Here is a 24,693-nt window from a genome sequence, read left to right as displayed (position 1 = left end):
AAAAATTGGGTAGCAGAAACAGCGTAACAGGGCGACGGAGTATTCGTGAGATGGTGCTGGAGAACAATCGGCGGTTTGCCGCGACCATGAGGTCGTTGGGAGAATGAAACTGCCGGGAGAGCCGGAGTGGCTGTCCTTCGATCAGCTTGCGGAAATCATAGAAGTTGTCGCGGAACTCTATCCTTCCCACCGTGTGGAACTCATTCGCCCGGATGATCTTGCCGCCGCATTGGAACGCCCCGTGAATAGATACCACTATGGGGGAACAGGCAGCCGATTCTTGCTTGCAAGCGAATATGTCTATGGGATCGGAAAGGCTCATGCACTGGTTGACGGGAACAAACGGGTGGCGTTCCAGTCAGCCCTGGTGTTTCTCGAACTGAACGCCACGCGACTAAATGAGCCGGCCGACGAGTTCTTTGCAGTTTATATTAAAGCGCTCATGGCGGATCGCATCAATATTGAGATGCTATCAACGGTCTTCTCTGTATTTTCCGAGAACCTCGATTCCTAGATTGTTCCGGTCCCACTATTCCGCTGCCTGCTGTGCCAGCCGTGGCACCGGTTTTTCCTCGATCGGCCAGTGGATGATTGCCGCGAAGATGCCGAGGGCAATGCCGCACCACCAGATGGCGTCATAGGAGCCGGTTTCGTCATAGAGCCTGCCGCCCAGCCAGACGCCGAGGAAGGCGCCGATCTGGTGGGAGAGGAACACGAAGCCGAACAGGGTGGCCATGTAGCGCGGGCCGAACATGACCGCGACGAGCCCGGATGTCGGCGGCACGGTGGAAAGCCACAGCAGCCCCATGACGCCGGAAAAGACCAGCACCGAAACCGGCGTGACCGGCAGCATGATGAAGGCGAAGATCGCGATCGCCCGTCCGATATAGATCAGCGACAGGAACATCGGCTTCGAATAGCGGCCGCCGATATAGCCGGAGGCGAGCGAGCCGACGACGTTGCACAGGCCGATCAGCGCAATCGCGGTGGCTCCCCAGGCCGGATCCAGACCGAGATCGGCGATATAGGGCGGCAGGTGGACGGTGATGAAGGCGACGTGAAACCCGCAGACGAAGAAGCCGAGGGTCAGCAGAATGAAGCCCCTGGTGCCGAAAGCTTCCGCCATGGCGGACATCAGCTTTTGATCGTGCGCCGGATTGCCGCCCTTCGGGTATTCCGACTTCCCCTTGAGCGCGATGGCCAGAAACGGCACGAGGGCGATCAGCCCGGTGAAGACGATCAGCGTGTCCTGCCAGCCGATATTGGCGATCAGCGCCCCGCCAAGCGGTGCGAACAGGAACTGTCCGAGCGAACCGGACGCCGTTCCGATGCCGAAGGCGAGCGAACGCTGTGCCGGCGTCACGGCGCGACCGAAGGAGGCCAGGACCAGGGAAAACGACGAAAACGCGATGCCGAGACCGATGAGCACGCCGGCGGAGACGTGGAGGGCGACCGCGCTTGTGGCATCGATCATCAGGATCAGGCCGGCCGCGTAGAGAACGGCGCCGATCGTCATGGTCTTCCATGTGCCGAAGCGGTCGGCCATCATGCCGGCGACCGGCTGGCCGATGCCCCACATCAGATTCTGGATGGCAATCGCCAGCGCGAAGATTTCGCGGTTCCAGTCGCGCGCCTCGGTCATGGGCTGGAAAAACAGCCCCATCGCCGAGCGTGGCCCGAAGGAAATCAGCGCAATCAGACAGCCGCAGGCAATCACCAGCGGAATGTTCGGGCCGGCACGTCCGGCTGGGACCGCAGCAGTCATCGGTATCCTCTCATCGTAGATTGACGATAAGATAATCCGCGGCGCCGGCTTGATAAAGCGCGTAATTTTGATCGATGCATCAAGAAATGGAATGGATGCTATGGAGAATGCTTTTCCACCTGCTCCTGTCATCGACTGAGGCCAGTGATTTGCTACAAAGCCTTCGATCACGGCGGTCATTCCCGATCCGGCTCCGGATGGCCGACTGGACCCGGAGGGGAAATTTCGGGTAACCTTCTGCGGGAAAAGAGGAAAATTTTATGATGTCGAAATTATCAGGAAAGTGATGGATTTTTGAGGCCGGGACCATTATATAAGCTCTGAAAGAGCAAAAGGTATGGGCCTCAGTGCCCGTTTTCTTTTGTTTCTAATATGCTCAAACTGAGTATAAGTGTTTACACGGACCCGATGCAAACGTTCTGCGGTCCGTAAACAAAAACGGAGGTCGTCATGACCATTGCCCAGACAACTGTCCCGGTCGGCGCACCGATCGAACGCGGTCTGACTGCTTTGGAGCGCTTCGGCAAGCTGGATCGGCCGGATCTGCGCTATACGCCGGAGATCGCGGAAGCGACCGCGCCGATCTACGAAAAGGTCAAGCACATCATCCCGGCCATCGAATGGCCGGCCCTGGCGCCGACCATCCATGCGATCAACGAGCTGAAGAAGAAGCGCAACGCGGTCGTGCTGGCGCATAACTACATGACACCCGACATCTATCACGGTGTCGCGGACATCGTCGGCGACAGCCTGCAGCTCGCCATCGAGGCAACCCGGACGGACGCCGATGTGATTGTCCAGTGCGGCGTGCACTTCATGGCCGAAACTTCGAAGATCCTGAGCCCGGAAAAGACAGTCCTCATTCCGGACATGAAGGCGGGCTGTTCGCTGGCCGAATCGATCACCGGAGCCGACGTGCGGGCCCTGCGCGAACGCAATCCGGGCGTGCCGATCATCACCTATGTGAACACATCTGCGGAAGTGAAGGCCGAGTGCGACATCTGCTGCACCTCTTCAAATGCTCTGCAGGTGGTCGAAAGCTTCGGCGTCGACAAGGTGTTCCTGATTCCGGACAAATACCTGGCGGCGAATGTCGGCAACAAGACCGATGTCGAGGTCCTGACCTGGGACGGCGCCTGCGAGGTCCATGAGCGCTTCACCGGGCAGGAACTTCGCGACTACCGCAAGATCGAGCCGGGCGTGAAGATCATCGCGCACCCGGAATGCCCGCCCGAGGTCGTGGCGGAAGCCGATTTCTCCGGCTCGACCGCCCATATGATCAACTGGGTCAAGACCGAGCGGCCCAAGAAGGTGATGATGGTCACCGAGTGCTCGATGGCCGACAACGTCGCCAGCGAGACGCCGGGGGTCGATTACATCCGCCCGTGCAACCTGTGCCCGCACATGAAGCGGATCACGCTGGACAAGATTCTCGACGCATTGCTCGAGATGAAGGAAGAAGTTGTGGTTGACCCTGCGGTCGCCGAAAAGGCCCGCGTCGCCGTGGAGCGGATGATCAACTTGAAAATCTGAGCGGCCACACCCTAAACCGCGTAAGAAGCATCCTGCGTTCAGTTGGACGCAGGATGCTCGGCAACACCGATCAGCTATTGGACGTTTGGTCGCATCCGATTGAGCCTTTGCTGATCTTGCGTTTTCTTCCGGCGCAGCCACGTACGGAAGTCCTTCGGGCGATGCCCACACTGTTCCAGGAACGATCCCATGGCCGTCTCGGTAGCCGATTTTGCACCTGCCCATCTCGGCAAGGATGTGGATGATGTCGTCATACTGGGGGGAGGTCTCGCGGGCCTCTTCTGCGCGCTGAAGCTCAGTCCGCGACCCGTCACGGTGATCACCAATGCGCCGATCGGGCAGGGGGCGTCCTCGGCCTGGGCGCAGGGCGGCATCGCTGCGGCCATTTCCGAACAGGACTCGGTCGAAAAGCACCGGGACGACACGCTCGCGGCCGGTTGCGGGATCTGCGAGCAAAAGATCGTCGACCAGATGACCCGCGAGGGCAGCCAGCGGGTCCATGACCTGCTGTCCTATGGCGTTCCGTTCGACCACGACCTGGAGGGGCGGCTGAAATTCTCCCGCGAAGCGGCCCATTCCCAGAGCCGTGTTGTGCGCGTGCGCGGCGACATGGCCGGCAAGGCGATCATGGATGCGCTGATCGGCGCCGTCCGCAAGACCCCCTCCATCCGCATCCTTGAAGATTATATCGGCGAGACCTTCCTCGGCGAGGGCCGGTATGTGACCGGCGTCCTGGCACGCCGTCGTGGCGGCATCGAGCGCCTCGCCTTTCCGGCAAGGGCCGTCGTTCTGGCCTCCGGCGGTATCGGCCATCTCTTCGCCATGACCACCAACCCGCATGAGGCAAACGGCCACGGTCTTGCCATGGCCGCGCGGGCCGGGGCCGTGATCGCGGATGCCGAATTCGTCCAGTTCCACCCGACGGCACTGGATGTCGGCAGGGATCCGGCACCGCTTGCAACGGAAGCCTTGCGCGGCGAGGGAGCAACTCTCGTCAACCGGGCCGGAGAACGCTTCATGGCGCGCGTCCATCCGGATCTGGAACTTGCCCCGCGCGACGTCGTCGCCAGGGCGATCTTCAGGGAAATCGCGGCTGGCCGCGGTGCGTTCCTGGATTGCCGGGAAGCGGTCGGAGCCAGGTTCAAGGACGATTTCCCGACCGTTTATGCCGCCGCAAGCGCCGCGGGCATCGACCCGGCAACGGATCTGATCCCGGTCGCGCCTGCCGAGCACTACCACATGGGCGGCGTGCTGACCGATGCCAATGGACGCACATCGCTGGATGGCCTTTGGGCCGCGGGAGAAGTGGCCTCCACCGGCGCTCACGGGGCCAACCGGCTTGCGTCCAATTCCCTGCTGGAAGCTGTTGTCTTCGCCGCGCGTATCGCCGAGGACATTCAGGGGCTGATGCCGACCCCGCGCAGTGCCTTCTGGAACGAAATGGACGACGAGCCGGGCCTACCGACCCAGCGCAACGTGGAAGAGCGCGAAGCCATCACCGTGCTGCGTGAGACCATGTCGAGGAATGTCGGCGTGCTGCGCGATGCGGACAGTCTCAAAGCAGCGCTGGCGGATATCGCCAGGTCGGAAAAGGTCTGCGTGCGCCAGTCCATCAGAAACATGATGGTGGCCGGCAAGATCATCGCGGCCTCGGCCCTGAAGCGTCAGGAGAGCCGTGGCGGTCACTTCCGCAACGATTTTCCGGAGGAAAACCCGGATATGGCCAAAAGGTCCTACACCACGCTGAAAGAGGTCGAGGCGATTACCGCCGAGGCCCTCGAAACCGCCTGATCCGGGGGATACATGAGCGCTAAGAACCTGCCCTGCCTGCCGCAACTGATGATCGATGACGCGGTCAAGGCGGCGTTGCTGGAGGACTGGGGCCGGGCCGGCGACATAACCAGCCAGGCGACCCTTCCGGCGGAGGCTCAGGCAACCGCCGTCATCTCGTCCCGCAAACCCGGCGTTCTGGCAGGGATCGGATTTGCCGAAAGCGCCTTCCGGCAGACGGACACCGCCTTGCGTTTCGAGCAGATTGGCCAGGATGGCGACCGGCTTGCGGCGGGGGACGTGGTTGCCCGGATCGAAGGCCCCGCGCGCGCCCTGCTTTCCGCCGAACGCGTCGCCCTGAACTATCTCGGCCACCTGTCCGGCATCGCGACGGCAACGTCCAGGTTCGCCGACCTGATCGCGCATACGAAGGCGGATATAGTCTGCACCCGCAAGACGACGCCCGGTTTGCGCGCTTTCGAGAAATACGCGGTCAGATGCGGTGGCGGTGCCAATCACCGTTTCGGGCTGGATGACGCCATCCTGATCAAGGACAATCATATTGCCGTCGCCGGTGGCGTGGCCTTGGCCGTCAATGCGGCCAGGGCCTTCGCCGGGCACCTTGTCAAGATCGAGGTGGAAGTCGATACGCTGGAACAGCTGGAAGAGGCACTGACCGCCGGTCCCGATGTCGTCATGCTCGACAACATGCCGCCGGAAATGCTGAAGCAGGCGGTCGGCATCGCCGCGGGCCGGGTGCTGCTGGAGGCGTCCGGCGGCATCGAACTCGACACGGTCAAGGCCGTGGCCGAGGCCGGGGTGGACCTGATTTCCTCAGGCTGGATCACCCATTCGGCGCCAGTTCTGGATCTCGGGCTCGATATCGCGATCTCCTGATCCGGCGCGTTGCCTATAATTTTTCTGGTTTTCCGTCGTCATCCCGGCCAAGCGCAGCGCGAGCCGGGATCGGAGGGCCACAGGTCTTTGACGTCTTATAGGTTTAAGCGACCGATGGACCCAGGTTCTCCGAACCAGGATCTTCACTTCGCTGCATCCGGGCTGACCAGGCCAAAGACCTGCAGATCAATGGCTGCCTTGGCGGCCTTTACCTAACCTGCGGTCAGGTAAAGGCCGCCAAGAGCGGTTACCACGCCAAGACCGCGGATGACCCGTGTCGCCCAGGCCGGATCGTTGCGGGCGGCGATATGCGCGCCATGGCCGATCAGCAGCCCTGCGGCATGCAACAGCGCCGTTGCAAGGACAAATCCCGCTGCGTAGCCGAATTCGCCGGCCGAGCCGATTTCACCGCCATGAGCATATCCGTGACAGACGCCGAAAGCGGCGACAAGGGCCGCCGAGAACCCGAGTGGCAAGCGCAGGGCCAGCGCGACCGCGACACCGAAGACAATCACCGATGCAAGGATGAGGGGCTCGACATAGGGCAGCGGTGCACCGGCCAGGGACAGTGCAAATCCGGCGATCATCGCACCCACGAACGCGGTCGGCAGGGCCCAGAGCGCGCGCCCGCCGAGAAGAGCGGCCCACAGACCCACGGCAATCATCGCAAGGACGTGATCCGTCCCGAACAACGGATGGGTGAAGCCCGCCGCAAAGGAGCCATGCACGGACGGGTCCACATGAGCCAGGGCGGGGGAGGCGGCAGAAACGGAAAGTGCGGCCGCAAGGGCCAGGCGGATTATCATGAAACGATCCTTTGTTTGGTCATTCCGGTGCCCCGGGATGGGTCGCACCGTTCATGCGGTCTGACAGACCGTTCCATACTGATAGCGATTCCCGGCAGCGTGCGAAACAGCTCATGTTCGCTTTTCCGGCCAGTTCGGTTCGATTGGGGGAAGGGGAGAGCTCGCAGGGAAAACCGGGGCTTATCCGTCTCCGGAGCGGTCGTGTTGGAACGGGGACCTGCCCAAATCCATCAGGCGTCTCGCGGAGCGGACCCGGGGCCGCGCTGACGCGCGTCCCAGACGAGATCCTGGGAGATCAAGCGCGGCGACAGGAAGCCTGGATCAGTTCCAGCCGCCGGCATAGGTCTTGTAGAAGATGTGCTCGCCCACCTGGCCGCGTTTTGCCATCGATCTGGCCCACCGCGGGCTGACATAGGTCGCGTGGTAGTGGGTCGAGGCGTCGACCATCTTCAGGTACTGCTTGCCGTCGAGGACTTCCAGGGCAAGGCGCTGCGCGGTTTTCCAGGCCACCGGGCTGGCGATCCGGTCCTTGATGCCGTCACAGGCGAAGGAGAACTGGCAGCGGTTGCGCTTGTGCCTGTTCTGGTAGACGACGCCGCAGATGGAATCGGGATAGGACGGGTTCTTCACCCGGTTCAGCACCACCTGCGCGACGGCGACCTGGCCTTCTTCGCTTTCACCGCGGGCTTCGAAATAGATGGCTTCGGCCAGGCAGAGCTGTTCTTTCTTCTTGCCGACGGAAAGCGGCAGAGGCTTCTGTGCCCACCAGTGCGGATTGTCGGGATCTTCCGGGGGCGGAGGATCCTGCTCGTATTTCGAGGCGCCGAAGAGCGCGTTGAACGGATCGTTGGAATCCCGGACACTGTCCGGAGCATAGGCGGAGGCCAGCGAGAAGCTGGCGGCGGCGGCGTTGCGCGCCATCATCACCTTCTGCAGGTCGAGAGGGCCGTCTTCCAGCAGCCCGTCCTCCTTGGCTTTCGCAAGAGCCGTGGTTTCCCTTTCGCTGAACGGGTGCGCCTTGACGAAGGCGACGCGGGGCAGGTCTTCGTGCTTTTTCTCCGTGGAGATCAGGCTCGACATGGCGTAGAGACTGCCGGCGGCCCTGTCCACCATGTGCCGGTCCGGCGCCATGGTCATCTGGCGGTCGCCCTTGGCGGATGCGTTTGTCGTGATCTGGTCCGGCACTTCGGTCGGGCGGACGCCATAGGCCACGTCCTCCAGTCCGATGATCGGCCTTGCTTCAAACCCTTCGTCCGCGGAGGTGAGGGTCAGCACCGGTCCGCTTGCGTAGTTCGGGACGGGCGTTGCGCCGAGTGCCAGCTGCGGCGTGATCTTGGAAGTGAAATTCGCCGGCTCAAGGGCCATCATCCAGCGCGGCGTCTCGTTTTCGCGCGCATTGATGAGAGCGAAGATATCCTGCTGCCCGATGGTGCCGCCAAGTCCCAGATAGACCAGCGGACAGGCAACGAGCACGTGTTTCAGCCGGCGCATGCGCGCTCGGACGGGGCCGTAGTCTTGTGTCACAGCAGATGTAGTCCGCTTGTCTTTGCGGGTTTTGAGGCCAATCATACGCAGCCAGCTCCAACTCGTTACACATCGCCCCGATACGCCGGACGGTCAGATCAACCTGCTTTCAAGGCGAAACGCCTGAAGGCCGATTGCTTTCAATGTGCTGGAGCAACTTGTTCCGCGTCCGGTCGAACGCGGATCGCTCCAGAGTCAATGCCGGGTTAACGGCAATGCTGGAATTGAAGATGTGCGCTTAACCTTGAAAGAGCGTTAATAAGCGAAGAATTCGAGCAATTACCTGAATGTTTGGGTGTTCAGGTCCTGTTCATGGTTAATATCACTAAGTACTTGTAACCATGATCGGGCAAGAAACCGCACGCTTGCGGTCCCTAGCGCCCGCCGAGTCGCAGGCCGGGGGCGGGGCGTTCGCTCATGAGTTGATGGCGGAAGCGGAAGAGAGCCGCCGGGCGCCCGCCGGTGGCCGTGGATGTCGCCCCCGTCGGCTCGACGAGATCGGCATTTTCCACCAGCCGGCGAAAGTTCTGCTTGTGCAGATGGCGCCCGGAAATCGCTTCGACGGAATTCTGCAGTTCGGTCAGCGTGAAGGTTTCCGGCATCAGCTCGAAGATCACCGGGCGGTATTTCAGCTTGCCGCGGAGCCGGGAAATCGCCGTCGCCAGCACCCGCCTGTGGTCGAAGTTCATCGCCGATCCGAGGAACGGAAGGCTCTTGCGCGCAAGCGCGGCCGGGCGGCCGTCTCTTTGGGCCTCGAGGACAAGGCCGGCCTCGTAGAGCAGTTCGTAACGCTCCAGCGCCCGCTCCTCGTCCCAGCTGCCGCCGCCCGTGCCGAAGGCAAGGCAGATGCGCTCGCCCCGGCCAAGCGCCTTGGGCGCTTCGCCCGGCGTTGGCGGTTCCTTGGCCCAGGCGTTGAGCGCAGGCAGGATTTCCCGGTCCAGAAGGGCCGGCCGTCCGCTGCGCCAGTCCTCCCAGGGAAAATAATCGTACCAGGACCGCCAGGCCGAGTTGTGCCGGGCGAGCGTGTTTTCCGAATCCGCCGTCTGCCGCGTCAACGCCAGATAGACGACGGAGACGACATGCGGGCCCTCGTCGCCCGACACCCGGTGACGGCCCCGGTCCCCGAAGGTATAGAGTTGTTCCACGTAGCCGAGCCTGAGGGCGGTCTGGCTCTCCACCCAGGCACGCAGGCCGATTTCGAAGGTGCGGTGGCGGATCGGATCGAACGGACCGAAGGGCAGGCTGTCGAGACCGGTGTTTTCCGGATCTCCGACGTGGACGATCTGCGGCATGCCGCCGGACACCGCAACGATGACGGCGTTCAACCCGATCTCGATATTCGCTTGCCGGTGCGGCATCGTTTCTCCGCTCGTTCAGGTCTGACGACAAATGGGCCGATTAGTCGAGTGGCATAACAAATGGTGTGCCTTCAAAAGCGTTCGCGCCCCGGCCGATGCCGCGGATCGCGTCGATCATCCGTCCGTCCCGGCCAAGATGCCTGTCCGCCATGGCAACGATCCGCGCATTCGGCGTCGCCGATGGCGACTGCCTGCGCAGGATCGCGGCGAGCCGGTATTCATCGGCTTCCGGATTGAGGGTGCAGGCGGCCACATAGGCGCCGGCGGTCGACCGGCTGATGCCGGCCCAGCAGTGAATGACCAGCGGTGCCTCGCGGTCCCATGTGCGGATAAACCCGATAAGATCGTCGATATGCCGCTCGCTGACCGCAATCAGGCCGCCCACCGGATCGACAATGTCGTTGAATGCCAGATTGAGATGCCTGTCCGGCGCAATGCCCACTGGGGTCGGCACCTCCATCTCGGCGTTGATTAGGGTGACGAGCGACTTCGCGCCGGTGGCAGTGACCGTTTCAGGCAATCTCGACAGCGAGCATACGTGCAGCATGGCAGAACCAATTATCCGTTTCCGCCGATAAACTAAGGCTATTCGCTGCCAAGGTCACCCGTTTGCGCGCTGGCTCTTGGCTTTGTTACCAGCTTCGCGCAGCGCCTCGATCTCGTTGAAGCGTTTCATGAACGTTTTTTGCGCAACGGCAACCGGCTGCGGCTCAAGCCCGTAGCGCAGCTTTCCCTCTCCGTTGAGGGGAAAACCGCGTGGACGGCCGAAGAGCCTGGCCGCTTCCTCGTCATCGAACCCGGCAAGTTCGACGGCTTCGAAATAGGCACAGATGATATCGGCCCGTTTGGCGAGCTTCTTCACGGCCAGCGGGATTTCCGCGGGCAGGCCGAACCGCAGGTGAATGGCGCCCTGCAGGCGCGCCTCGACAGCCTTGTAGGCTTCGCCGATGACCGCCTTGAACGGCGAGATCATGTCGCCGATCACATATTCCGGCGCATCATGCAGCAGCACCGCCAGGCGCCAATGCGGCGGCAGGTCGGGCTTCAGCCTGAGGGCGATTTCTTCGACGATCAGCGAGTGTTCGGCGACCGAAAAGGCATGATTACCGAATGTCTGCCCGTTCCACCGGGCCACCCGGGCAAGACCGTGGGCAATGTCGGAAATCTCGACATCGAGCGGCGAGGGATCCAGCAGGTTGAGCCGCCGGCCGGACAACATGCGCTGCCATGCGCGCGGCGGCTGATCGGGTCTGGCAGAGGGCATCGGTCCTCAGGTCATGGCGCGGTTTCAGTCCGCGGTGTTCGGCTCCGTCCAGGTAAATGTCGCCCAGTCGGGAAGTCTGGCCGCAAGCTCCGCATCACCGCATTGAAGTGGGCTGCCGTTGTCCTTGGCTTGGGCAACCTTGTCAAGACGAACCAGGGCCAGGCCGATGATTTTGCCGTCGACAAGGGCGGTGGAGCCAAGCGTGCCGACCGACTTCCCGCCGGCGGTGATATCGGACCCTTTTCCGGAAAAGGTATCGGAGCCTTCCACCAGGACGAAGCGCTTGCGGGCAGTGCCGCGGTGCTGGACCCGTGACACCACTTCCTGTCCTACGTAACAGCCCTTGGAGAAGGAGACGCCGCCAAGCTGGTCGAGATCGGCATCATGGGGGAAGATGTCGGAATAGTCGAAATCCTTCAGCCCTTCGGGCACGCCCTGGCGGATGCGGTGCGCGTCATAGGCCGCCATGCCCGCCTGCTCCGCGCCGAGTTCGCCGGGAAGGGCGGCAACGGGGCCGACAATCCGCAGGCCAAGCGCGGGAGCGCGCGGGTCGGTCACGCTCAGCAACGCACTGGCGGCCTCCGCCTCTCCTCCCCACACGGCAAAGACGCCGGTCTCCTCGGGCAGCCGCTCCAGGTCCACCTTCGAGCGCAGACGGTAGAAGGTGAGGCGCTTCAAAAGATCCTCCGCCACGGCGGCGGGGCAGTCGACAAGATATTCCTCGCCCGACCTGTAGATCAGAAAATCGAACAGGATCTTGCCCTGGGGCGTCAGCAGGGCGGACGCGGTCGCGCCGTTACGGTCGGCGCTTTCGATGTCCGAGGTCACCAGGTTCTGCAGGAAATGATGTGCATCCGCTCCGCCGACCCGGATCAGGGTGCGGTCGGTGAGGTGGGTGTAGCAGGGGGTCGGCAAGGAACACTCCTCGGTCTGGCCGGATCAGGGCCCGTTGATAGGAGGCGGCAGGACTCATCCCGCTCTAATCTAATGGCCACATAGGCGCTTTGCACCATGTGGGCAAGATATGGATCAGGCGATCGGCATCTGGTCCTTTTTGCGGAGGGCGCGTATAAGCCCGGAGAAACCGACACGCACAATTGCCGGAGGAAGCCTCATGAGCGAGACCTATGACCTGATCCTGAAGGGCGGAACCGTTGTCAATCAGGATGGCGAAGGCGTCCGTGACGTCGCGGTCCGCAACGGGCGCATCGCCGGCATCGGTGTCTTCGACAAGTCGCAGGCCGGCGAGGTGATCGACTGCGCGGGCCTGCACGTTCTGCCGGGGGTGATGGACACGCAGGTGCATTTCCGCGAGCCCGGGCTCGACCACAAGGAAGATCTGGAATCGGGGTCCCGTGCAGCGGTCATGGGCGGCGTTACCGCGGTCTTCGAGATGCCCAACACCAATCCGCTGACCACATCCGAGGCAGCGCTTGCCGACAAGGTGAAACGCGGCCACCACCGCATGCATTGCGATTTCGCCTTCTGGGTCGGCGGCACGCGCGACAATGTGAAGGACATTCCCGAACTGGAACGCCTGCCGGCCGCTGCCGGCATCAAGGTGTTCATGGGCTCGTCGACCGGCGACCTGCTGGTGGAGGACGACCAGGGGGTGCGGGAAATCCTGTCGGCCACCCGCCGGCGGGCGGCCTTCCACTCCGAGGACGAATTCCGCCTGCGCGAACGGCTCGGCGAACGGGTCGAGGGGGATCCCCGTTCGCATCCGGTCTGGCGCGACGAGGTCGCTGCCCTGCAGTGCACACAGCGCTTGGTGGGCATTGCCCGGGAAACCGGCGCCAAGATCCACATTCTGCACCTGTCGACGGCCGAAGAAATCGATTTCCTCGTCGACCACAAGGACGTGGCCTCCATCGAGGTCACCCCGCACCACCTGACACTGACCGACGAGGCCTATGAGCGCCTCGGGACACTGGTGCAGATGAACCCGCCCGTTCGTGCACCGCGTCACGCCGAGCGTCTCTGGTGGGGACTGCAGCAGGGTATCCTGGATATCTTCGGCTCCGACCACGCTCCACATCTGTTTGAGGAAAAGCAGAAGCCCTATCCGGCGTCACCCTCCGGGATGACCGGCGTGCAGACACTGGTCCCGATCATGCTGGACCATGTGAACGCAGGCCGTCTCAGTCTTGCCCGCTTTGTGGACATGACCAGTGCCGGCCCGGCCCGCCTGTTCCAGACGGCGCGCAAGGGACGGATCGCAGCCGGCTACGATGCCGACTTCACCATTGTCGATCTTGGCCGCAAGGAAATCATCCGCAATGAGTGGATTGCCTCGAAATGCGGCTGGACACCCTATCACGGCAAGGAGGTCACCGGATGGCCGGTCGGCACCGTGGTTCGTGGCCGGCGCGTGATGTGGGACGGTGAGTTGGCGGAACCTTCCCGCGGCGAGGCCGTTGTCTTCATGGACGGGCTGAAGCGAATCGCCGGCTCGCCGTAACTACCCGGCGCGGGCTCTGTGAGCCCGCCGGCCAGGCATCTCGCCGCGCCAGCGGCGCACCAGCCCGTTTCACGTATTTTTCACTGTGGATTGAACGCGGTACACGCCACAATGACGCGGATACCGACCAGCGTTTTTGTGACGTGAATAACAGCGTGAAGCTGGCTTACGTGAGAAGACAAAGGGAAATCAGAAAGGAAACCAATGGGTAACCGTGTTTCCTAACCTGATCTACACCGATCCCGATTACAGGTTAAGTCGAGCTTTAAGGGTTTTTGAGTTGGGGAGCTCCGAGATGCATTTACATAGGTTTCACAACCGGAATAAACGGATGGGCATGCTTGCAGGCCTCGCCGGCGCTGCATTCCTGTCCGTTGCCGCTCTTTCACCCGCGGCTGCTCACGATGCATCATCGGACACGAGCGAAAACCCGTCCAAACAGGCGCCGCTGCATATGCTGGTGTCGCTCGACGACCAGCAGATCAAGGTCTATCGCGGTGCGGACCTGATCGAGACCTCGCCGATTTCTTCCGGTATGCGCGGTTATTCGACGCCGACCGGCGTCTTCTCGATCCTGGAAAAACGCCGCAAGCATTTCTCCAACCTCTACGACGATGCCCCGATGCCGTTCATGCAACGGCTCACGTGGTCCGGTATTGCTCTGCATGTGGGCAAGCTTCCGGGCTATCCGGCATCTCATGGCTGCATCCGCCTGCCGCGCAATTTTGCCCAGACGCTTTACAGCACGACCGAGCGCGGCATGCATGTCGTCATCACTAGGCAAGCGGCCGAACCCGTCCGTGTGTCTCACACCGTTCTGCCCCAGCCCTTTGCGCCTGAAACCGCCGTTGCCAGCCTTTCAGAGAAGACGATCGAGGCGGACCCGGCCCTGCGCGGGGCAATTCCGGAAGCTTCGCTGGAGACCTCCGTTCCGGCGATCCTCCCCGAAAACCCGTATTTCGACCAGCCGCTGCGCATGATCATCACGCCGCAGGAGCCGCCGAACCGCGTCAAGGTTCTTCAGGATCTTCTCAACCGGATGGGCTTTGATGCCGGCCCGGTGGACGGCGTCATGGGCCGCAAGACCCGCGCCGCGATCAGCCTCTTTCAGGAAGGTGCCGACCTTCCCGTGACGGGCAATCTCACCGATGCACTGGAAGCGCGCATCCAGGCGGATGGCGGGTATGAAAAGCCGCAGAATGCCATGCTGCGCATCCGCCGCAAATTCCGCGATATCTATGCCACACAGGTCACCGTGAAGAATATCGACCGGGAAATCGGCACGCATGTCTTCACAGCGCTGGATTTCAGGCCGGGGGATGCCGCCGTCGACTGGATTGCGGTGTCGGCCGAAGGGCAGCGCGGCGGTTCGCCCAAGGATGTGCTCGACCGGATCGAAATCTCCGCAAAGGTCGCCGACGAACTTGCGAAGATGCTGACACCGGGAACGTCGCTGACGGTCACCGACCGGGAGTTCGCACGCAACACCGGCCTCGGCACCGACTTCGTGGTGATCACCCGCTGATCGCTCAGGATTTTGCCAACGGTCGCGATTGACGGCCGTTGGCATCTTTTCTTTCCCGCCTCATGGCGGAGATAATCTTCCGGAAAACCGGCCTTTCTCCCCAAACGTCACCAAACTGTCGCGTCCCTGCCGTATCGGGAGGCAGTTCATTTGCGTGGCTCAATCGGGAGAACAAGATGGCGCACGGCACGCTGACGGCTTCGAAGAAACGTCTCGGTAACGCGGTTCACCGCTCTGAGGCTACGTCCCGGGATGGAATTCTCGAGCGGCTGTTCACATTCGTCTTCAAGGGTCTGGTCTATCCGCAGATCTGGGAGGATCCCGATGTGGACATGAAGGCCCTGCGCCTGACCCCCGACAGCAGAATGATCACGATCGCTTCCGGCGGCTGCAACGTCATGTCCTACCTCACCGCCAATCCGGCGGAAATCACCGCGGTGGATCTGAACCGGGCCCATGTGGCTCTCGGCCGGCTCAAACTCGCCGCGGCGCGATATTTTCCGAACTACGAGACCTTTTACCGCTTCTTCGGCGAGGCCGACGAGAAGGCCAACGTGGCGGCTTATCACCGCTTCCTGAAGGACAACCTGGACGCGGAAACCCTTGCCTATTGGGAAGGCCGGGACCTGGCCAACTGGGGCCGCAAGCGCATAAGCCTGTTCTCGCGCGACCTCTATCATCACGGCCTGCTCGGCTATTTCATCGGCATCGGCCATCTGGTGGCGCGGCTTTACGGCATCGATCCCAGGCACATGGTCAAGAGCAAGTCGCTGGAGGAGCAGCGCACATTCTTCGATACCGCCCTGGCGCCGCTTTTCGACAAGCGCCTCGTACGCTGGGCGACCTCCAAGAAGATGTCCCTTTACGGTCTCGGCATCCCGCCGGCGCAATATGATGCGCTGGTCTCGGCAAATGCGAACGGCGACATGTCGGCGGTTCTGCGCCAGCGGCTGGAAAAGCTCGCCTGCGATTTCTCGATCCGGGACAACTATTTCGCCTGGCAGGCCTTCGGCCGCGGCTACGCGCCGGACGCCGGCGGGTCGACGGGGAATCAGGTCCCTTGCCGCCTTACCTCAAGCGGCAGCATTTCGAGCAGATCCGCCAGCGCGCCGGCCGCGTGCGGGTCTTGAACCGGAACTTCACCGAGCATCTGCAGACCCTGGCCGGCGACACGCTGGACGCCTATGTGCTGCTCGACGCGCAGGACTGGATGACCGATCATCAGCTCAATGCGCTCTGGACGGAAGTCACCCGCACCGCCCGTCCGGGCGCCCGGGTCATCTTCCGGACCGCGGCCGAACCGACGTTGCTGCCGGGCCGTGTCGCGGACCGGCTCCTCGACCGCTGGACCTACGAAGAAGAGGAAAGCCTGAACCTCGGCGGGCAGGACCGGTCGTCGATCTATGGCGGCTTCCATCTCTACATCTTCAAAGGCTGAATGGGAGCTTGGCCGACGCGATGAGCGAAGCCGTCGAAACAGCCCGGTTGATGGACGCCGTCTATCGCCACCAGCGCCACGTCTACGACCTGACCCGCAAATACTACCTGCTCGGCCGGGATCACCTGATCGAGCAGCTGGCGCCGCCTGCGGGCGGAACGGTGCTGGAGCTCGGCTGCGGCACGGGCCGCAACCTGATTGCCGCGGCCAAACGCTATCCGCAAGCCCGGTTCTACGGTCTCGATATCTCCCGGCACATGCTGGACACCGCCGCCGGAAACATCGCAAAAGCCGGTCTCGGCAATCGGATCGACCTGATCGAGGGCGATGCCGCCGATCCGGCGGCAATCGACGCCCTCGGCGTTCAGGCCTTCGACCGCGTGTTTTATTCCTACACCCTCTCGATGATCCCCATCTGGCGCGGGGCCCTTTCCGCGGGAGCTGCACGGCTTGGCGAGGGCGGCCGGATCCACGTGGTCGATTTCGGCCAGCAGGAGAGGCTGCCCGCCTGGTTCAAAAAGCTCCTGCTTGCGTGGCTGAAGTCCTTCCATGTGACACCGCGCGCGGATCTTGAACAGGAACTGCGGGGCCTTGCCGGACGCTTGGGCGCGGACCTGCGCTTCAGGCCTCTTTACCGTGGCTATGCGGCCTATGCCGAGCTTCAGAACGCCGTGCTGCGGGAGGAAGCGTCCCTGTCGGGTGAGGGTCTGCAAGGCGAATTCCGGGAAAATCGGCTAGACTGAGACGGAACGGCACAGCACATCCTTTATCACGGTCGGTTCCGACTGTTTCTTGCTTGTCGTTCGGGTCGCGGCCCGGGATCCACACCGGCCGTTGCGGTTGGTATTAGGCTCGGCCGCAATCTCCACACGTTCGAGCCCCTGAACCAATGTCGGGCTCCAGCGTTTAGGAAGAAGTGCTGCGCGCGGCGCGGCCATGGAGCCTCGAATGACCCATGCTTTCATCAATCGTATCGCCACGGCGGTGCCTGATTACGAAGTCCATGACTATTTTCTTCAATTCGCTGCGGCGAACCTCGAAACACAGCCGAGGAAGCAAACTCTGTTTCGCAAGATGGCGGACCGGGCCGGCATCGAACACCGTTTTTCCTGCCTCGCCCCCGCTGACGACGCATCCGGTGCGGTCATCGACGAGGCGGGAATGTTCCGCCGTGGCGCTTTTCCTGGAACGTCGGCACGGATGGACATATACGAGACCGCTGCCGCCGACCTTGCGATGCGGGCGATCGACAAGCTCGACATCGGTTCGGCCAACCACGAAATCACGCACCTGATCGTTGCAAGTTGTACCGGTTTTTCGGCGCCCGGCCTCGACCTCGAGATCGTGCAGCGCGCCGGGCTGTCTGCGTCGGTCGAGCGCACGCTGGTGGGCTTCATGGGCTGCTATGCCGCGATCAGCGGCCTCAAGCTCGCCCACCACGTGATCAGGTCCGAACCGGATGCCAAGGTCCTCGTCGTCAACTGCGAACTGACTACGCTGCACCTGAAGGAGACGACCGATCTCGAGAAGCTTCTTACCTATTGTCTGTGGGGGGACGGGTGCTCCGCCGCCCTGGTAACGTCATCGGAAGAAGGCATTCGCATTGACCGGTTCAAGGCGCTGCTGGCTCCGGATGCGCGGGATCTCATGACGTGGAATGTGCGCGGGGACGGTTTCGAGATGGTACTGTCCGGACAGGTTCCGGCGAAGATCCATTCAGTGCTTGCCGGCAACATCGAGGCAATTCTGCACGGAGATACGGTCGACGATATCGACCTTTGGGCGGTGCATCCCGGTGGAAGATCGGTGCTGGACGCCGTGCAGCGCACGCTGAACCTTGGTTCCGAGGCGCTAGCGCCGTCGCGGGAAGTGTTGCGAGCATACGGGAACATGTCTTCAGCGACCGTCATGTTTGTGCTTGCGAAAATGCTGGAAACAGCGAGGGCGCGCATGAAGGGGTGCGCCATGGCTTTTGGGCCGGGCCTGACCGCTGAGACGATGACCTTCCGGATGGCATCCTGAGGAGATTGCGGGCGTGCGTACCGTCGAACCGGAATTGCTCGACGTCATGTCTCCTGACGATGAGGAGGCGATGGCATCGCGTCGCGATTTGCGGCGCATCAACGCCTTGATGTTTCACACGACCGTCTTGTCGCGGCTCCTCCGAAAGCACGTGGCGCAGCCGCCGCGCCGGCTCGTGGAAATCGGATGCGGGGATGGCCATGCAACGCTCGCCCTGGCCCGGAAGATGGCGCCGACGTGGCCGGGCGTCGCACTGTCCCTTGTCGATCGGCAACAACTGGTGGCGGCTGACGTGCGCATGCAGATTGCGAAGCTCGGCTGGACCGTAGATGTGGTCGCTGCCGATGTGTTCGACTGGTTGCGGCGCGGCGAGCAGCAGGATGTCGCTCTCGCGAACCTGTTCCTCCATCACTTCGAGGACGCGCGACTCGAGCCGATGCTGCACGATCTCGCGAAAGTGTCGCCAACCTTCGTCGCCACCGAACCCCGGCGCTCGCGGTTCGCCCTTTTGGCGGCTCGGTCATTGGGCATCATCGGCGCCAATGCGGTGACGCGTCACGACGCGCCGGCGAGCGTCCGGGCCGGTTTCAGCGGTCGGGAGTTGACACGGTTGTGGCCCGGCGGTCCGGAGCGCGTGCTCGTCGAGGGCCCTGTCGGCCCGTTCACGCACGCCTTTGCGGCAATCGGTGGGCAGGAGCCATGACACACGACGTTATCATCGTCGGCGCGGGGCCGGCCGGGTCGACTGCCGCCATCGAACTTGCCCGGCAGGGACGGTCCGTCGCGCTCGTCGAGAAGGATGAATTTCCGCGCCGCAAGGTTTGCGGAGAGTACATGTCGGCCACCAACATCCCCGTTCTCCAACGTCTGGGTGTCGCGGAAGCGTGGCGCGACCGCGCTGGTCCGGAGATACGCAAGGTTGCACTGTTTGCCGGGCAGCGCATCGTGTCGGCGCCCATGCCGGGCCGTGACGGCTTCGGCCGGGCGCTTGGCCGCGATGTCCATGACACCCTTCTGCGCGATGCTGCCGGACGCGAGGGTGTCGAACTGTATCAGCCCTGCCGGGCGGTGGCGCTTTGCCGGGTGCGAGGTCGGCATGAGCTCACCATCGACACTGGCTCCGGCGGATCGATGACGCTCAGCGCGCCGGTCGTCATTGCCGCGCACGGCTCCTGGGAGCGCAACACACTTCCGACTGGCCTGCAAAAAGGCTCCGGCACCAACGGGTTGCTGGGCTTCAAGGCGCATTTCCGCGGCGCCTCGCTTGCCCGGGACACGATGCCACTGCTTGCCTTTCCGGGGGATATGGCGGCATCGTGTGGGCCGATGCCGGACGGCTGTCCCTGTCATGCTGCATCCGGAGCGAGGCGCTTGCCGCGCTGAGACAACGGCGGAACGGCAACGCCGCCGAGGTGATCCACGCGCACCTTTTGGCAACTTGCCGCGGCGTGCGGGAGGCGCTGGCCGGAGCGATCCTGTCGGACAAGTGGCTTTCGACAGGCACGATCCGCCCGGCTGTCCGTGCACGTTATGCCGAGGACATCTTTCGCGCCGGCAATCTGGCGGGGGAGGCGCATCCGGTGATTGCCGAGGGAATATCGATGGCGATCCAGTCTGCTTCCCTGCTTGCACAGGTGCTGGACGATGTCGACATCACCGATCCGGCCGCCCTGGCCGCTGCCGGGCAACGGTATTCGGCCGCCTGGTCGCGTCACTTCAAAGCGCGCCTGCGGATGTCGCAAACGGTTGCATGGATGGCCTCGAGGCCGGAGGCATTTGGATTTGTTGCGGCAACGATAGAGGCTGTGCCGAAGCTGCTGACTTTCGGCGCAGGCTTGAGCGGCAAGGCTCAGGTGTTCAGTCCCGGCAAGTGATGCGATCGCCTTAGGGTACGGTCCCATAAAATTTAGTGCACTGGTCGCCCCAGAGCGATCCGAAGGACGCCAAAACGGCTGTGAGCGGCAGCGTCAAAGCCCTTGGCCGATGCACAAGCATCGACCTGCGGACTTTTCCTCCCCGCTCCTTGCCGTTTTGACGCCAGCGCATTCAATTTTATGAGTCCGTACCCTGGGGAGCTGAACCGTCCTGGAGGAAAAGTCTGTGGGATAATGTTTGACCGCGATCTCAATCCCCCGCCACGAAGTAATGCAGCGTCCCGTCCGGGCCGACACCGACGCGGTAGAAATTCCAGGCGCCGAACTCCTGCATTGCGGCAAAGTCCCCGGCGGTGATGATGCGGAACAGTTCGACCTTCTGATCCGGCCGCAGGTTGTCGAGCGGGTAGCGGGCGAAATAGGGCCAGACGTACATTTCCTGCGGCGTTCCGGCGTCCACATGGACGAACCCGGCATCCAGCACATCTGCGAGGATCGCCATGATCTCGAAGCCTTCGCCATCCCCCGAACTCGATTTCAGGAATTCGATCGGATCACCGGTCTCGCCGAAGGAGAGGGTCGGCGGCATTTCATTGCTTTCCAGCACCATGCGCAGCCGTTCCATGTCGCCGGAAAGCGCGGCCTCCATGAGCTGGTCATGCATGCGCGCGACCGGTTTCGGCAGGACCGCAGTGTTGTAGAGCACCTGCGGTTCGGCTGCATCGACGGCTTCCGCCGGCCGGTTTTCACTGTGTTCCGGGGAGGGGAGGTCCTCGCCGGAAAGCGGGACCGCCTGCGCCGCATTCTCCGGGTTCAGCGGAATGCGTTCCGTCTGAACGGTCTTGGCCGCAACGCCTCCCGACATCAGACCGGCGGCCAGCGCCGCCGCCACAAACGTTCGCGCCATCATGACCTTCTCCTGGTTTCGGCCCCCGTGGCCATCCCTGCGTCATTGGGCCATTCCTTAAACAATTCGTGGGAGTGTGGAAACCGGGGCGATGGGAAATTGTCGATCTTGTCATGAAACGGTGCGGCCGTTATCGAAAGCGCATTCATGTTCGGGGCCGGCTTCGGGGCGGCGGTGTTTACCATCCACATGAACACAGGATGCTCCAGCGTGCCGAAATCGGAATATTTTTCGGCAGGCCCGGCGTCCCTGTTTGCGGCAGGACCTAACGAGAAGGACCGTTTGTGACGTTTCTGGAATATGCGGTGATCGGATATTTTGTCGGTATTCTCACCTCGGCACCCGTGGGCCCGGTCAACATCATGGCCATTCAGCACGCGGTCCACAGCGGTTTCCGGCAGGCCGTGTATGTGGGGCTCGGGGCCGTGATGGCCGACTCGATCTTTGCCACGGCCGCCCTATTCGGCATTTCCGCCGTTACGAATTTCATCGAAGGCCAGTTCGACCTTATCGAGATCGTCGGCGGCGGACTGCTGATCGTCTTCGGGATCAGGATCTGGAACACCCACCCGCACCTCGACAAGGAAGGCAACGTCCGGGACCATGGTTTCCTGGGCGATGCCGCGGCGGCCTTTTTCATGGCGATCACCAATCCCGGCGCCGTATTGGCGTTTATCGCGATTTTTGGGGCGTTGGGGGACTACCGGCCAGAGCACGGCAATCATGTCGGCGCGCTGGTGATGGTGACGGGCGTGGCCGGCGGGGCGACCTCGTGGTGGATCCTGGTCTCCGCGGCGGTGTCGCATTTCAGGGCCCGGATCAACGATCGATGGCTCGACCGGGCCAACCATATTGCCGGCGTCATCCTGATCGCCTTCGGCGCACTGATTTATCTTAACCTGGCTCTGGATACGTTCGGCTGAGCCGGCCGGCCGGATGCGGCGGCACCAAGCAGGGCACCCGCCACTTACGCAAGGTTCGAGGAGATGATCCTGGAGCATTTCTCGACAATATTGCCTCACCCTGGAAAAGCATGAGAAATTGAATAACAAAGGTGAAAGGGGCCGGGCGATTTTGCCCTCTGGCGTCGTTGGTTCGCCCTTGTGGTGGGTCACACCACGGCGGGCAAATCGCCTAGCCAGAGGGCAAAATCGTCGCGGTCAAATGATCCAATATTGTCGAGAAATGCTCTAGCCTGGAATCACGAAGGCCGGACAGGCCGGCCTCAGTCATGTTTTATGGCCGCGGTTCTTATTGCAGAACGCGGTTTACCGTGTAATCGCCCTGCAGAATGCGATGCGGCAGGCCTTCGGCCAGCTTTGCAACGGCGTCTTCGCCATAGGCGGCCACAAGATCCGCGAGCGCAGTAAACATTGCCGCATGAGCAACGGCATCGGCATCAACGCCATTTGCGATAGCTTCGGCCCATGCGTCGGAAATAAAGCCGAGAGCAGCACGTCTGATGTCTTCGTCTTCGGCAAATTCCGCTTCCATTGCCGCTTCAGCGTAATCGTCGTTTATCATTCGTTCCCTTACCGGCTCTTCTCGAACGCTTGGAGGCAACTCCAAAGTGTTCCTGCCCCGAATCTTGTGACTTGATCCTAGCACGGCAAACCGCGCTGATAAGCAACCGTGAACGCAAACTTAACATCCACCCACAAATTTGATTCAAAAGGTTAACCAACCTGTAACAATTGGGTAATTTCGGCGGGAATTATCGGCCGTAGCGGCTGGTGACGTCGCTGATGATGGTCTCACCCTCGCTCAGATACTGTGCCATTGCGATACGGGCAGCATCCGTGCATTCGCGGTAAGCGACTGAGAAACCGCGATATCCCTGGTTGAACCGCTCGATGAAGCGGCGCCTCCGGTTTTCGTCCAGGGTCTCCGCGTCCAGGAAGTCCTCCATCCGGTCCCGCCAGCTCGGAGTGTCGGTCTTTCCGCAAAGGGGGCGAAGGAAATGAAGGGCGCCGAAGATCTCCGAAAGCCGCATGAGTTGCTGCTCGTAGGGCGGTTCGCCGGAGGAACTCTCCTGTGCGCTGGCACCCTGGCCCGTAAACAGAAGGCCGGTGACCACCAAAGCCGCCAGCCGATGTCCGAATATTGCCTTGCGTCCCGTCATGGCGCGATGATGCTCAAGGCCAAAGCGTGCCGCAAGCACTAAAGGTGCTGATCCCAAGAAATGGTGCCGGGTCGCCCTATCGGCGCTCCTGGGCGAGGAGACGGCGGACCCGCTCCGGCGTGCCGGGGGTGGTGAGCCGGTCCTCCAGCCGTTCGAGCGGGACCCATTCCAGGTCGGCGGCATCGTCGCCGGGCCGCGCTTCGCCGCAGCGGTAGGCACCGCAGAACACGGCCAGGATGAAATGCGCCGAAACACGGCCATCCGCGTCCCGCTGAATGGAATCGAAGGTCTCGGCGGGCATTTCGAGATGGGCCTTCGCCCCGGTTTCCTCCAAAAGCTCCCGCTCGGCGGCTTCCAGCAGCGTCTCGCCCAGTTCAACCAGCCCGCCCGGCAGGCTCCAGTGGCCCTTGTAAGGGTCCTTGCCGCGCTTGACCATCAGTACGCGGCCGTCCCTGTGACACAGGACGCTGACGCCAATGCGGGGTGCATCTGGATATAGGCGTGACATTGAGAGCCCTAACGATCGAACCGGACGACCCGTTTATGAGGGCGTCGCCTAGGGTACGGACCCATAAAATTGAATGCACTGGTCGCTCTGGGGCGGCTCGTATCCAAGGCGCGAAGATGCAGGAAACCCGGCCGGTTTTCAAGTCTTCGCAACGCAGGAGACGGTCCGCCCCAGAGCGATCCGAAGGACGCCAAAACGGCTGTGAGCGGCAGCGTCAAGGCCCTTGGCCGATGCACAAGCATCGACCCGCGGACTTTTCCTCCCCGCTCCTTGCCGTTTTGACGCCAGTGCGTTCAATTTTGTGAGTCCGTACCCTAGGCGAACAGGGCGTCGATTTCCGCCTGGGCGCCATCGCCTTCGTGCTGGGTTGCTTCGGGCTCAACATGGCCATGGATGACCGCGCCCGCAATGGAAATCAGCGGCTTGATCTCGTGCGTCGCCACTTCGGCAATCTCCACGGCGACCGTCGCGGCGTCCGGAGCCTGGCGAAGCTGCTCCTGGATCCGGCCGACCAGCGCGTTGATCTCCTTCACCTGAATTTCCAGATGATTGCGCAACTTGGCCGGTGCGGCGTGATAGGCCTGGATGGCGAGGTTCTTGTCCTTGAACGTCGAGTTCTCGAAATGGCCGACATAGTCGAGCGGTTCCCATTCCAGAACGTCCTCGGCGCAATCCGGCATGGCCGGAAGCATTTCCAGGAGCATCATGACTTCGTTGAAGTGATTGAGGTAATCGGTCGCAAGGCCGGTCTGGGCATTGATGTTTGCCTGCTCCAGCCGATCGGCTGCCAGTTCTCCGGCGCCCAAAACTGGATGCAAACATTCCATACCTGTCCCCCGATGATCAATGTGCCCGTCAGGGTACTTCGTTTTTGTTTCCAATTGCCTAATACCACCGGACAGATCGACCGGTAACGGCC

Annotated in this window: 26 protein-coding genes; 14 read left to right on the top strand and 12 right to left on the bottom strand. The window is 62.3% G+C overall.

What is annotated here, in order from left to right; genetic code table 11:
• Window positions 1-103 precede the first annotated feature (103 nt).
• Window positions 104-514, top strand: a complete 411-nt coding sequence (locus ON753_RS15475) for a type II toxin-antitoxin system death-on-curing family toxin (RefSeq protein ID WP_265963519.1) — start codon at window positions 104-106, stop codon at window positions 512-514.
• 15 nt (window positions 515-529) lie between these two features.
• On the opposite strand, the gene ON753_RS15470 is transcribed toward ON753_RS15475, so the two are convergent.
• On the bottom strand, window positions 530-1,765 hold the full coding sequence (locus ON753_RS15470; protein ID WP_265963518.1) for an MFS transporter: 1,236 nt from the start codon (window positions 1,763-1,765) through the stop codon (window positions 530-532).
• 450 nt (window positions 1,766-2,215) lie between these two features.
• Here ON753_RS15470 and nadA point away from each other — a divergent pair, with 450 nt between their 5' ends.
• The 3 genes from nadA (at window position 2,216) to nadC (ending at window position 5,965) form a co-directional block, all read left to right on the top strand.
• Window positions 2,216-3,298, top strand: a complete 1,083-nt coding sequence (nadA, locus tag ON753_RS15465; RefSeq protein WP_265963517.1) for a quinolinate synthase NadA — start codon at window positions 2,216-2,218, stop codon at window positions 3,296-3,298.
• A 189-nt stretch (window positions 3,299-3,487) separates the two neighbouring features.
• Window positions 3,488-5,089 carry an L-aspartate oxidase gene (locus ON753_RS15460; RefSeq protein ID WP_265963516.1) on the top strand — a complete coding sequence of 534 codons (1,602 nt, stop codon included), beginning with the start codon at window positions 3,488-3,490 and terminating at the stop codon, window positions 5,087-5,089.
• 12 nt (window positions 5,090-5,101) lie between these two features.
• Window positions 5,102-5,965: a carboxylating nicotinate-nucleotide diphosphorylase gene (gene nadC, locus ON753_RS15455; protein WP_265963515.1), complete on the top strand. Its 864-nt coding sequence runs from the start codon at window positions 5,102-5,104 to the stop codon at window positions 5,963-5,965.
• Window positions 5,966-6,177: 212 nt separating this feature from the next.
• Here the strand turns inward: nadC and ON753_RS15450 are convergent, their stop codons facing one another.
• The 6 genes from ON753_RS15450 to ygfZ form a co-directional block, all read right to left on the bottom strand.
• Window positions 6,178-6,771: a HupE/UreJ family protein gene (locus tag ON753_RS15450; protein ID WP_265963514.1), complete on the bottom strand. Its 594-nt coding sequence runs from the start codon at window positions 6,769-6,771 to the stop codon at window positions 6,178-6,180.
• 321 nt (window positions 6,772-7,092) lie between these two features.
• Window positions 7,093-8,253: a cell wall hydrolase gene (locus ON753_RS15445; RefSeq protein WP_465269495.1), complete on the bottom strand. Its 1,161-nt coding sequence runs from the start codon at window positions 8,251-8,253 to the stop codon at window positions 7,093-7,095.
• Window positions 8,254-8,669: 416 nt separating this feature from the next.
• A complete protein-coding gene (locus tag ON753_RS15440) occupies window positions 8,670-9,653 on the bottom strand; it encodes an NUDIX hydrolase (protein ID WP_265963512.1) in 984 nt (327 codons plus the stop codon).
• Window positions 9,654-9,693: 40 nt separating this feature from the next.
• Complete coding sequence (locus ON753_RS15435) at window positions 9,694-10,200, bottom strand: tyrosine phosphatase family protein (protein WP_265963511.1); 507 nt, start codon at window positions 10,198-10,200, stop codon at window positions 9,694-9,696.
• A 54-nt stretch (window positions 10,201-10,254) separates the two neighbouring features.
• Window positions 10,255-10,917: an HD family hydrolase gene (locus tag ON753_RS15430; protein ID WP_265963510.1), complete on the bottom strand. Its 663-nt coding sequence runs from the start codon at window positions 10,915-10,917 to the stop codon at window positions 10,255-10,257.
• 24 nt (window positions 10,918-10,941) lie between these two features.
• Window positions 10,942-11,832 carry a CAF17-like 4Fe-4S cluster assembly/insertion protein YgfZ gene (ygfZ, locus tag ON753_RS15425; protein WP_265963509.1) on the bottom strand — a complete coding sequence of 297 codons (891 nt, stop codon included), beginning with the start codon at window positions 11,830-11,832 and terminating at the stop codon, window positions 10,942-10,944.
• A gap of 199 nt (window positions 11,833-12,031) precedes the next feature.
• Between ygfZ and ON753_RS15420 the strand changes: the two genes are divergently transcribed.
• The 9 genes from ON753_RS15420 to ON753_RS15385 all read left to right on the top strand — a co-directional run bounded on the left by ON753_RS15420 (window position 12,032) and on the right by ON753_RS15385 (window position 20,237).
• Complete coding sequence (locus ON753_RS15420) at window positions 12,032-13,378, top strand: dihydroorotase (RefSeq protein WP_265963508.1); 1,347 nt, start codon at window positions 12,032-12,034, stop codon at window positions 13,376-13,378.
• 331 nt (window positions 13,379-13,709) lie between these two features.
• Entirely contained in the window at window positions 13,710-14,903 is a 1,194-nt protein-coding gene (locus tag ON753_RS15415; RefSeq protein ID WP_265963507.1) for a L,D-transpeptidase family protein, read from the top strand.
• 176 nt (window positions 14,904-15,079) lie between these two features.
• The gene (locus ON753_RS15410) at window positions 15,080-16,033 is read left to right on the top strand and encodes a BtaA family protein (RefSeq protein ID WP_418067951.1); all 954 of its coding nucleotides are present in this window, start codon (window positions 15,080-15,082) and stop codon (window positions 16,031-16,033) included.
• The gene (locus tag ON753_RS26820) at window positions 15,964-16,341 is read left to right on the top strand and encodes a DUF3419 family protein (protein ID WP_418067950.1); all 378 of its coding nucleotides are present in this window, start codon (window positions 15,964-15,966) and stop codon (window positions 16,339-16,341) included. Before ON753_RS15410 ends, ON753_RS26820 begins: the two co-directional genes overlap by 70 nt.
• Before the next feature lie 20 nt (window positions 16,342-16,361).
• On the top strand, window positions 16,362-17,084 hold the full coding sequence (locus ON753_RS15405) for a class I SAM-dependent methyltransferase (protein WP_265963506.1): 723 nt from the start codon (window positions 16,362-16,364) through the stop codon (window positions 17,082-17,084).
• A 205-nt stretch (window positions 17,085-17,289) separates the two neighbouring features.
• The gene (locus ON753_RS15400) at window positions 17,290-18,363 is read left to right on the top strand and encodes a type III polyketide synthase (protein ID WP_265963505.1); all 1,074 of its coding nucleotides are present in this window, start codon (window positions 17,290-17,292) and stop codon (window positions 18,361-18,363) included.
• 13 nt (window positions 18,364-18,376) lie between these two features.
• Entirely contained in the window at window positions 18,377-19,066 is a 690-nt protein-coding gene (locus ON753_RS15395) for a methyltransferase domain-containing protein (RefSeq protein ID WP_265963504.1), read from the top strand.
• Window positions 19,063-19,746, top strand: coding sequence for an NAD(P)/FAD-dependent oxidoreductase (locus ON753_RS15390; RefSeq protein ID WP_265963503.1), 684 nt, complete (start codon window positions 19,063-19,065; stop codon window positions 19,744-19,746). Before ON753_RS15395 ends, ON753_RS15390 begins: the two co-directional genes overlap by 4 nt.
• Window positions 19,680-20,237 carry an NAD(P)/FAD-dependent oxidoreductase gene (locus tag ON753_RS15385; RefSeq protein WP_265967290.1) on the top strand — a complete coding sequence of 186 codons (558 nt, stop codon included), beginning with the start codon at window positions 19,680-19,682 and terminating at the stop codon, window positions 20,235-20,237. Before ON753_RS15390 ends, ON753_RS15385 begins: the two co-directional genes overlap by 67 nt.
• A 250-nt stretch (window positions 20,238-20,487) precedes the next feature.
• Here ON753_RS15385 and ON753_RS15380 read toward each other — a convergent pair whose 3' ends face one another.
• Entirely contained in the window at window positions 20,488-21,144 is a 657-nt protein-coding gene (locus ON753_RS15380; RefSeq protein WP_265963502.1) for a hypothetical protein, read from the bottom strand.
• Window positions 21,145-21,428: 284 nt separating this feature from the next.
• Between ON753_RS15380 and ON753_RS15375 the strand changes: the two genes are divergently transcribed.
• Window positions 21,429-22,067: a LysE family translocator gene (locus ON753_RS15375; protein ID WP_265963501.1), complete on the top strand. Its 639-nt coding sequence runs from the start codon at window positions 21,429-21,431 to the stop codon at window positions 22,065-22,067.
• A gap of 328 nt (window positions 22,068-22,395) precedes the next feature.
• On the opposite strand, the gene ON753_RS15370 is transcribed toward ON753_RS15375, so the two are convergent.
• The 4 genes from ON753_RS15370 to ON753_RS15355 all read right to left on the bottom strand — a co-directional run bounded on the left by ON753_RS15370 (window position 22,396) and on the right by ON753_RS15355 (window position 24,592).
• Window positions 22,396-22,668, bottom strand: coding sequence for a hypothetical protein (locus ON753_RS15370; RefSeq protein ID WP_265963500.1), 273 nt, complete (start codon window positions 22,666-22,668; stop codon window positions 22,396-22,398).
• Between the two features lie 190 nt (window positions 22,669-22,858).
• Window positions 22,859-23,266, bottom strand: a complete 408-nt coding sequence (locus ON753_RS15365; RefSeq protein ID WP_265963499.1) for a TIGR02301 family protein — start codon at window positions 23,264-23,266, stop codon at window positions 22,859-22,861.
• A 76-nt stretch (window positions 23,267-23,342) separates the two neighbouring features.
• A complete protein-coding gene (locus tag ON753_RS15360; protein WP_265963498.1) occupies window positions 23,343-23,774 on the bottom strand; it encodes an NUDIX hydrolase in 432 nt (143 codons plus the stop codon).
• A gap of 314 nt (window positions 23,775-24,088) precedes the next feature.
• Window positions 24,089-24,592: a hypothetical protein gene (locus tag ON753_RS15355; RefSeq protein WP_265963497.1), complete on the bottom strand. Its 504-nt coding sequence runs from the start codon at window positions 24,590-24,592 to the stop codon at window positions 24,089-24,091.
• Window positions 24,593-24,693 lie beyond the last annotated feature (101 nt).

It is taken from the genome of Roseibium salinum (assembly GCF_026240905.1).
Lineage (GTDB): Bacteria > Pseudomonadota > Alphaproteobacteria > Rhizobiales > Stappiaceae > Roseibium > Roseibium salinum.
This window is presented reverse-complemented; position numbering and strand designations above follow the sequence as displayed.

Coding starts and splice junctions, on each gene's coding strand:
- ON753_RS15475 (WP_265963519.1), top strand. CDS start 104: ATGAAACTGCCGGGAGAGCCGGAGTGGCTGTCCTTCGATCAGCTTGCG.
- ON753_RS15470 (WP_265963518.1), bottom strand. CDS start 1,765: ATGACTGCTGCGGTCCCAGCCGGACGTGCCGGCCCGAACATTCCGCTG.
- nadA (WP_265963517.1), top strand. CDS start 2,216: ATGACCATTGCCCAGACAACTGTCCCGGTCGGCGCACCGATCGAACGC.
- ON753_RS15460 (WP_265963516.1), top strand. CDS start 3,488: ATGGCCGTCTCGGTAGCCGATTTTGCACCTGCCCATCTCGGCAAGGAT.
- nadC (WP_265963515.1), top strand. CDS start 5,102: ATGAGCGCTAAGAACCTGCCCTGCCTGCCGCAACTGATGATCGATGAC.
- ON753_RS15450 (WP_265963514.1), bottom strand. CDS start 6,771: ATGATAATCCGCCTGGCCCTTGCGGCCGCACTTTCCGTTTCTGCCGCC.
- ON753_RS15440 (WP_265963512.1), bottom strand. CDS start 9,653: ATGCCGCACCGGCAAGCGAATATCGAGATCGGGTTGAACGCCGTCATC.
- ON753_RS15435 (WP_265963511.1), bottom strand. CDS start 10,200: ATGCTGCACGTATGCTCGCTGTCGAGATTGCCTGAAACGGTCACTGCC.
- ON753_RS15430 (WP_265963510.1), bottom strand. CDS start 10,917: ATGCCCTCTGCCAGACCCGATCAGCCGCCGCGCGCATGGCAGCGCATG.
- ON753_RS15420 (WP_265963508.1), top strand. CDS start 12,032: ATGAGCGAGACCTATGACCTGATCCTGAAGGGCGGAACCGTTGTCAAT.
- ON753_RS15415 (WP_265963507.1), top strand. CDS start 13,710: ATGGGCATGCTTGCAGGCCTCGCCGGCGCTGCATTCCTGTCCGTTGCC.
- ON753_RS15410 (WP_418067951.1), top strand. CDS start 15,080: ATGGCGCACGGCACGCTGACGGCTTCGAAGAAACGTCTCGGTAACGCG.
- ON753_RS15405 (WP_265963506.1), top strand. CDS start 16,362: ATGAGCGAAGCCGTCGAAACAGCCCGGTTGATGGACGCCGTCTATCGC.
- ON753_RS15400 (WP_265963505.1), top strand. CDS start 17,290: ATGACCCATGCTTTCATCAATCGTATCGCCACGGCGGTGCCTGATTAC.
- ON753_RS15390 (WP_265963503.1), top strand. CDS start 19,063: ATGACACACGACGTTATCATCGTCGGCGCGGGGCCGGCCGGGTCGACT.
- ON753_RS15380 (WP_265963502.1), bottom strand. CDS start 21,144: ATGGCGCGAACGTTTGTGGCGGCGGCGCTGGCCGCCGGTCTGATGTCG.
- ON753_RS15370 (WP_265963500.1), bottom strand. CDS start 22,668: ATGATAAACGACGATTACGCTGAAGCGGCAATGGAAGCGGAATTTGCC.
- ON753_RS15365 (WP_265963499.1), bottom strand. CDS start 23,266: ATGACGGGACGCAAGGCAATATTCGGACATCGGCTGGCGGCTTTGGTG.
- ON753_RS15360 (WP_265963498.1), bottom strand. CDS start 23,774: ATGTCACGCCTATATCCAGATGCACCCCGCATTGGCGTCAGCGTCCTG.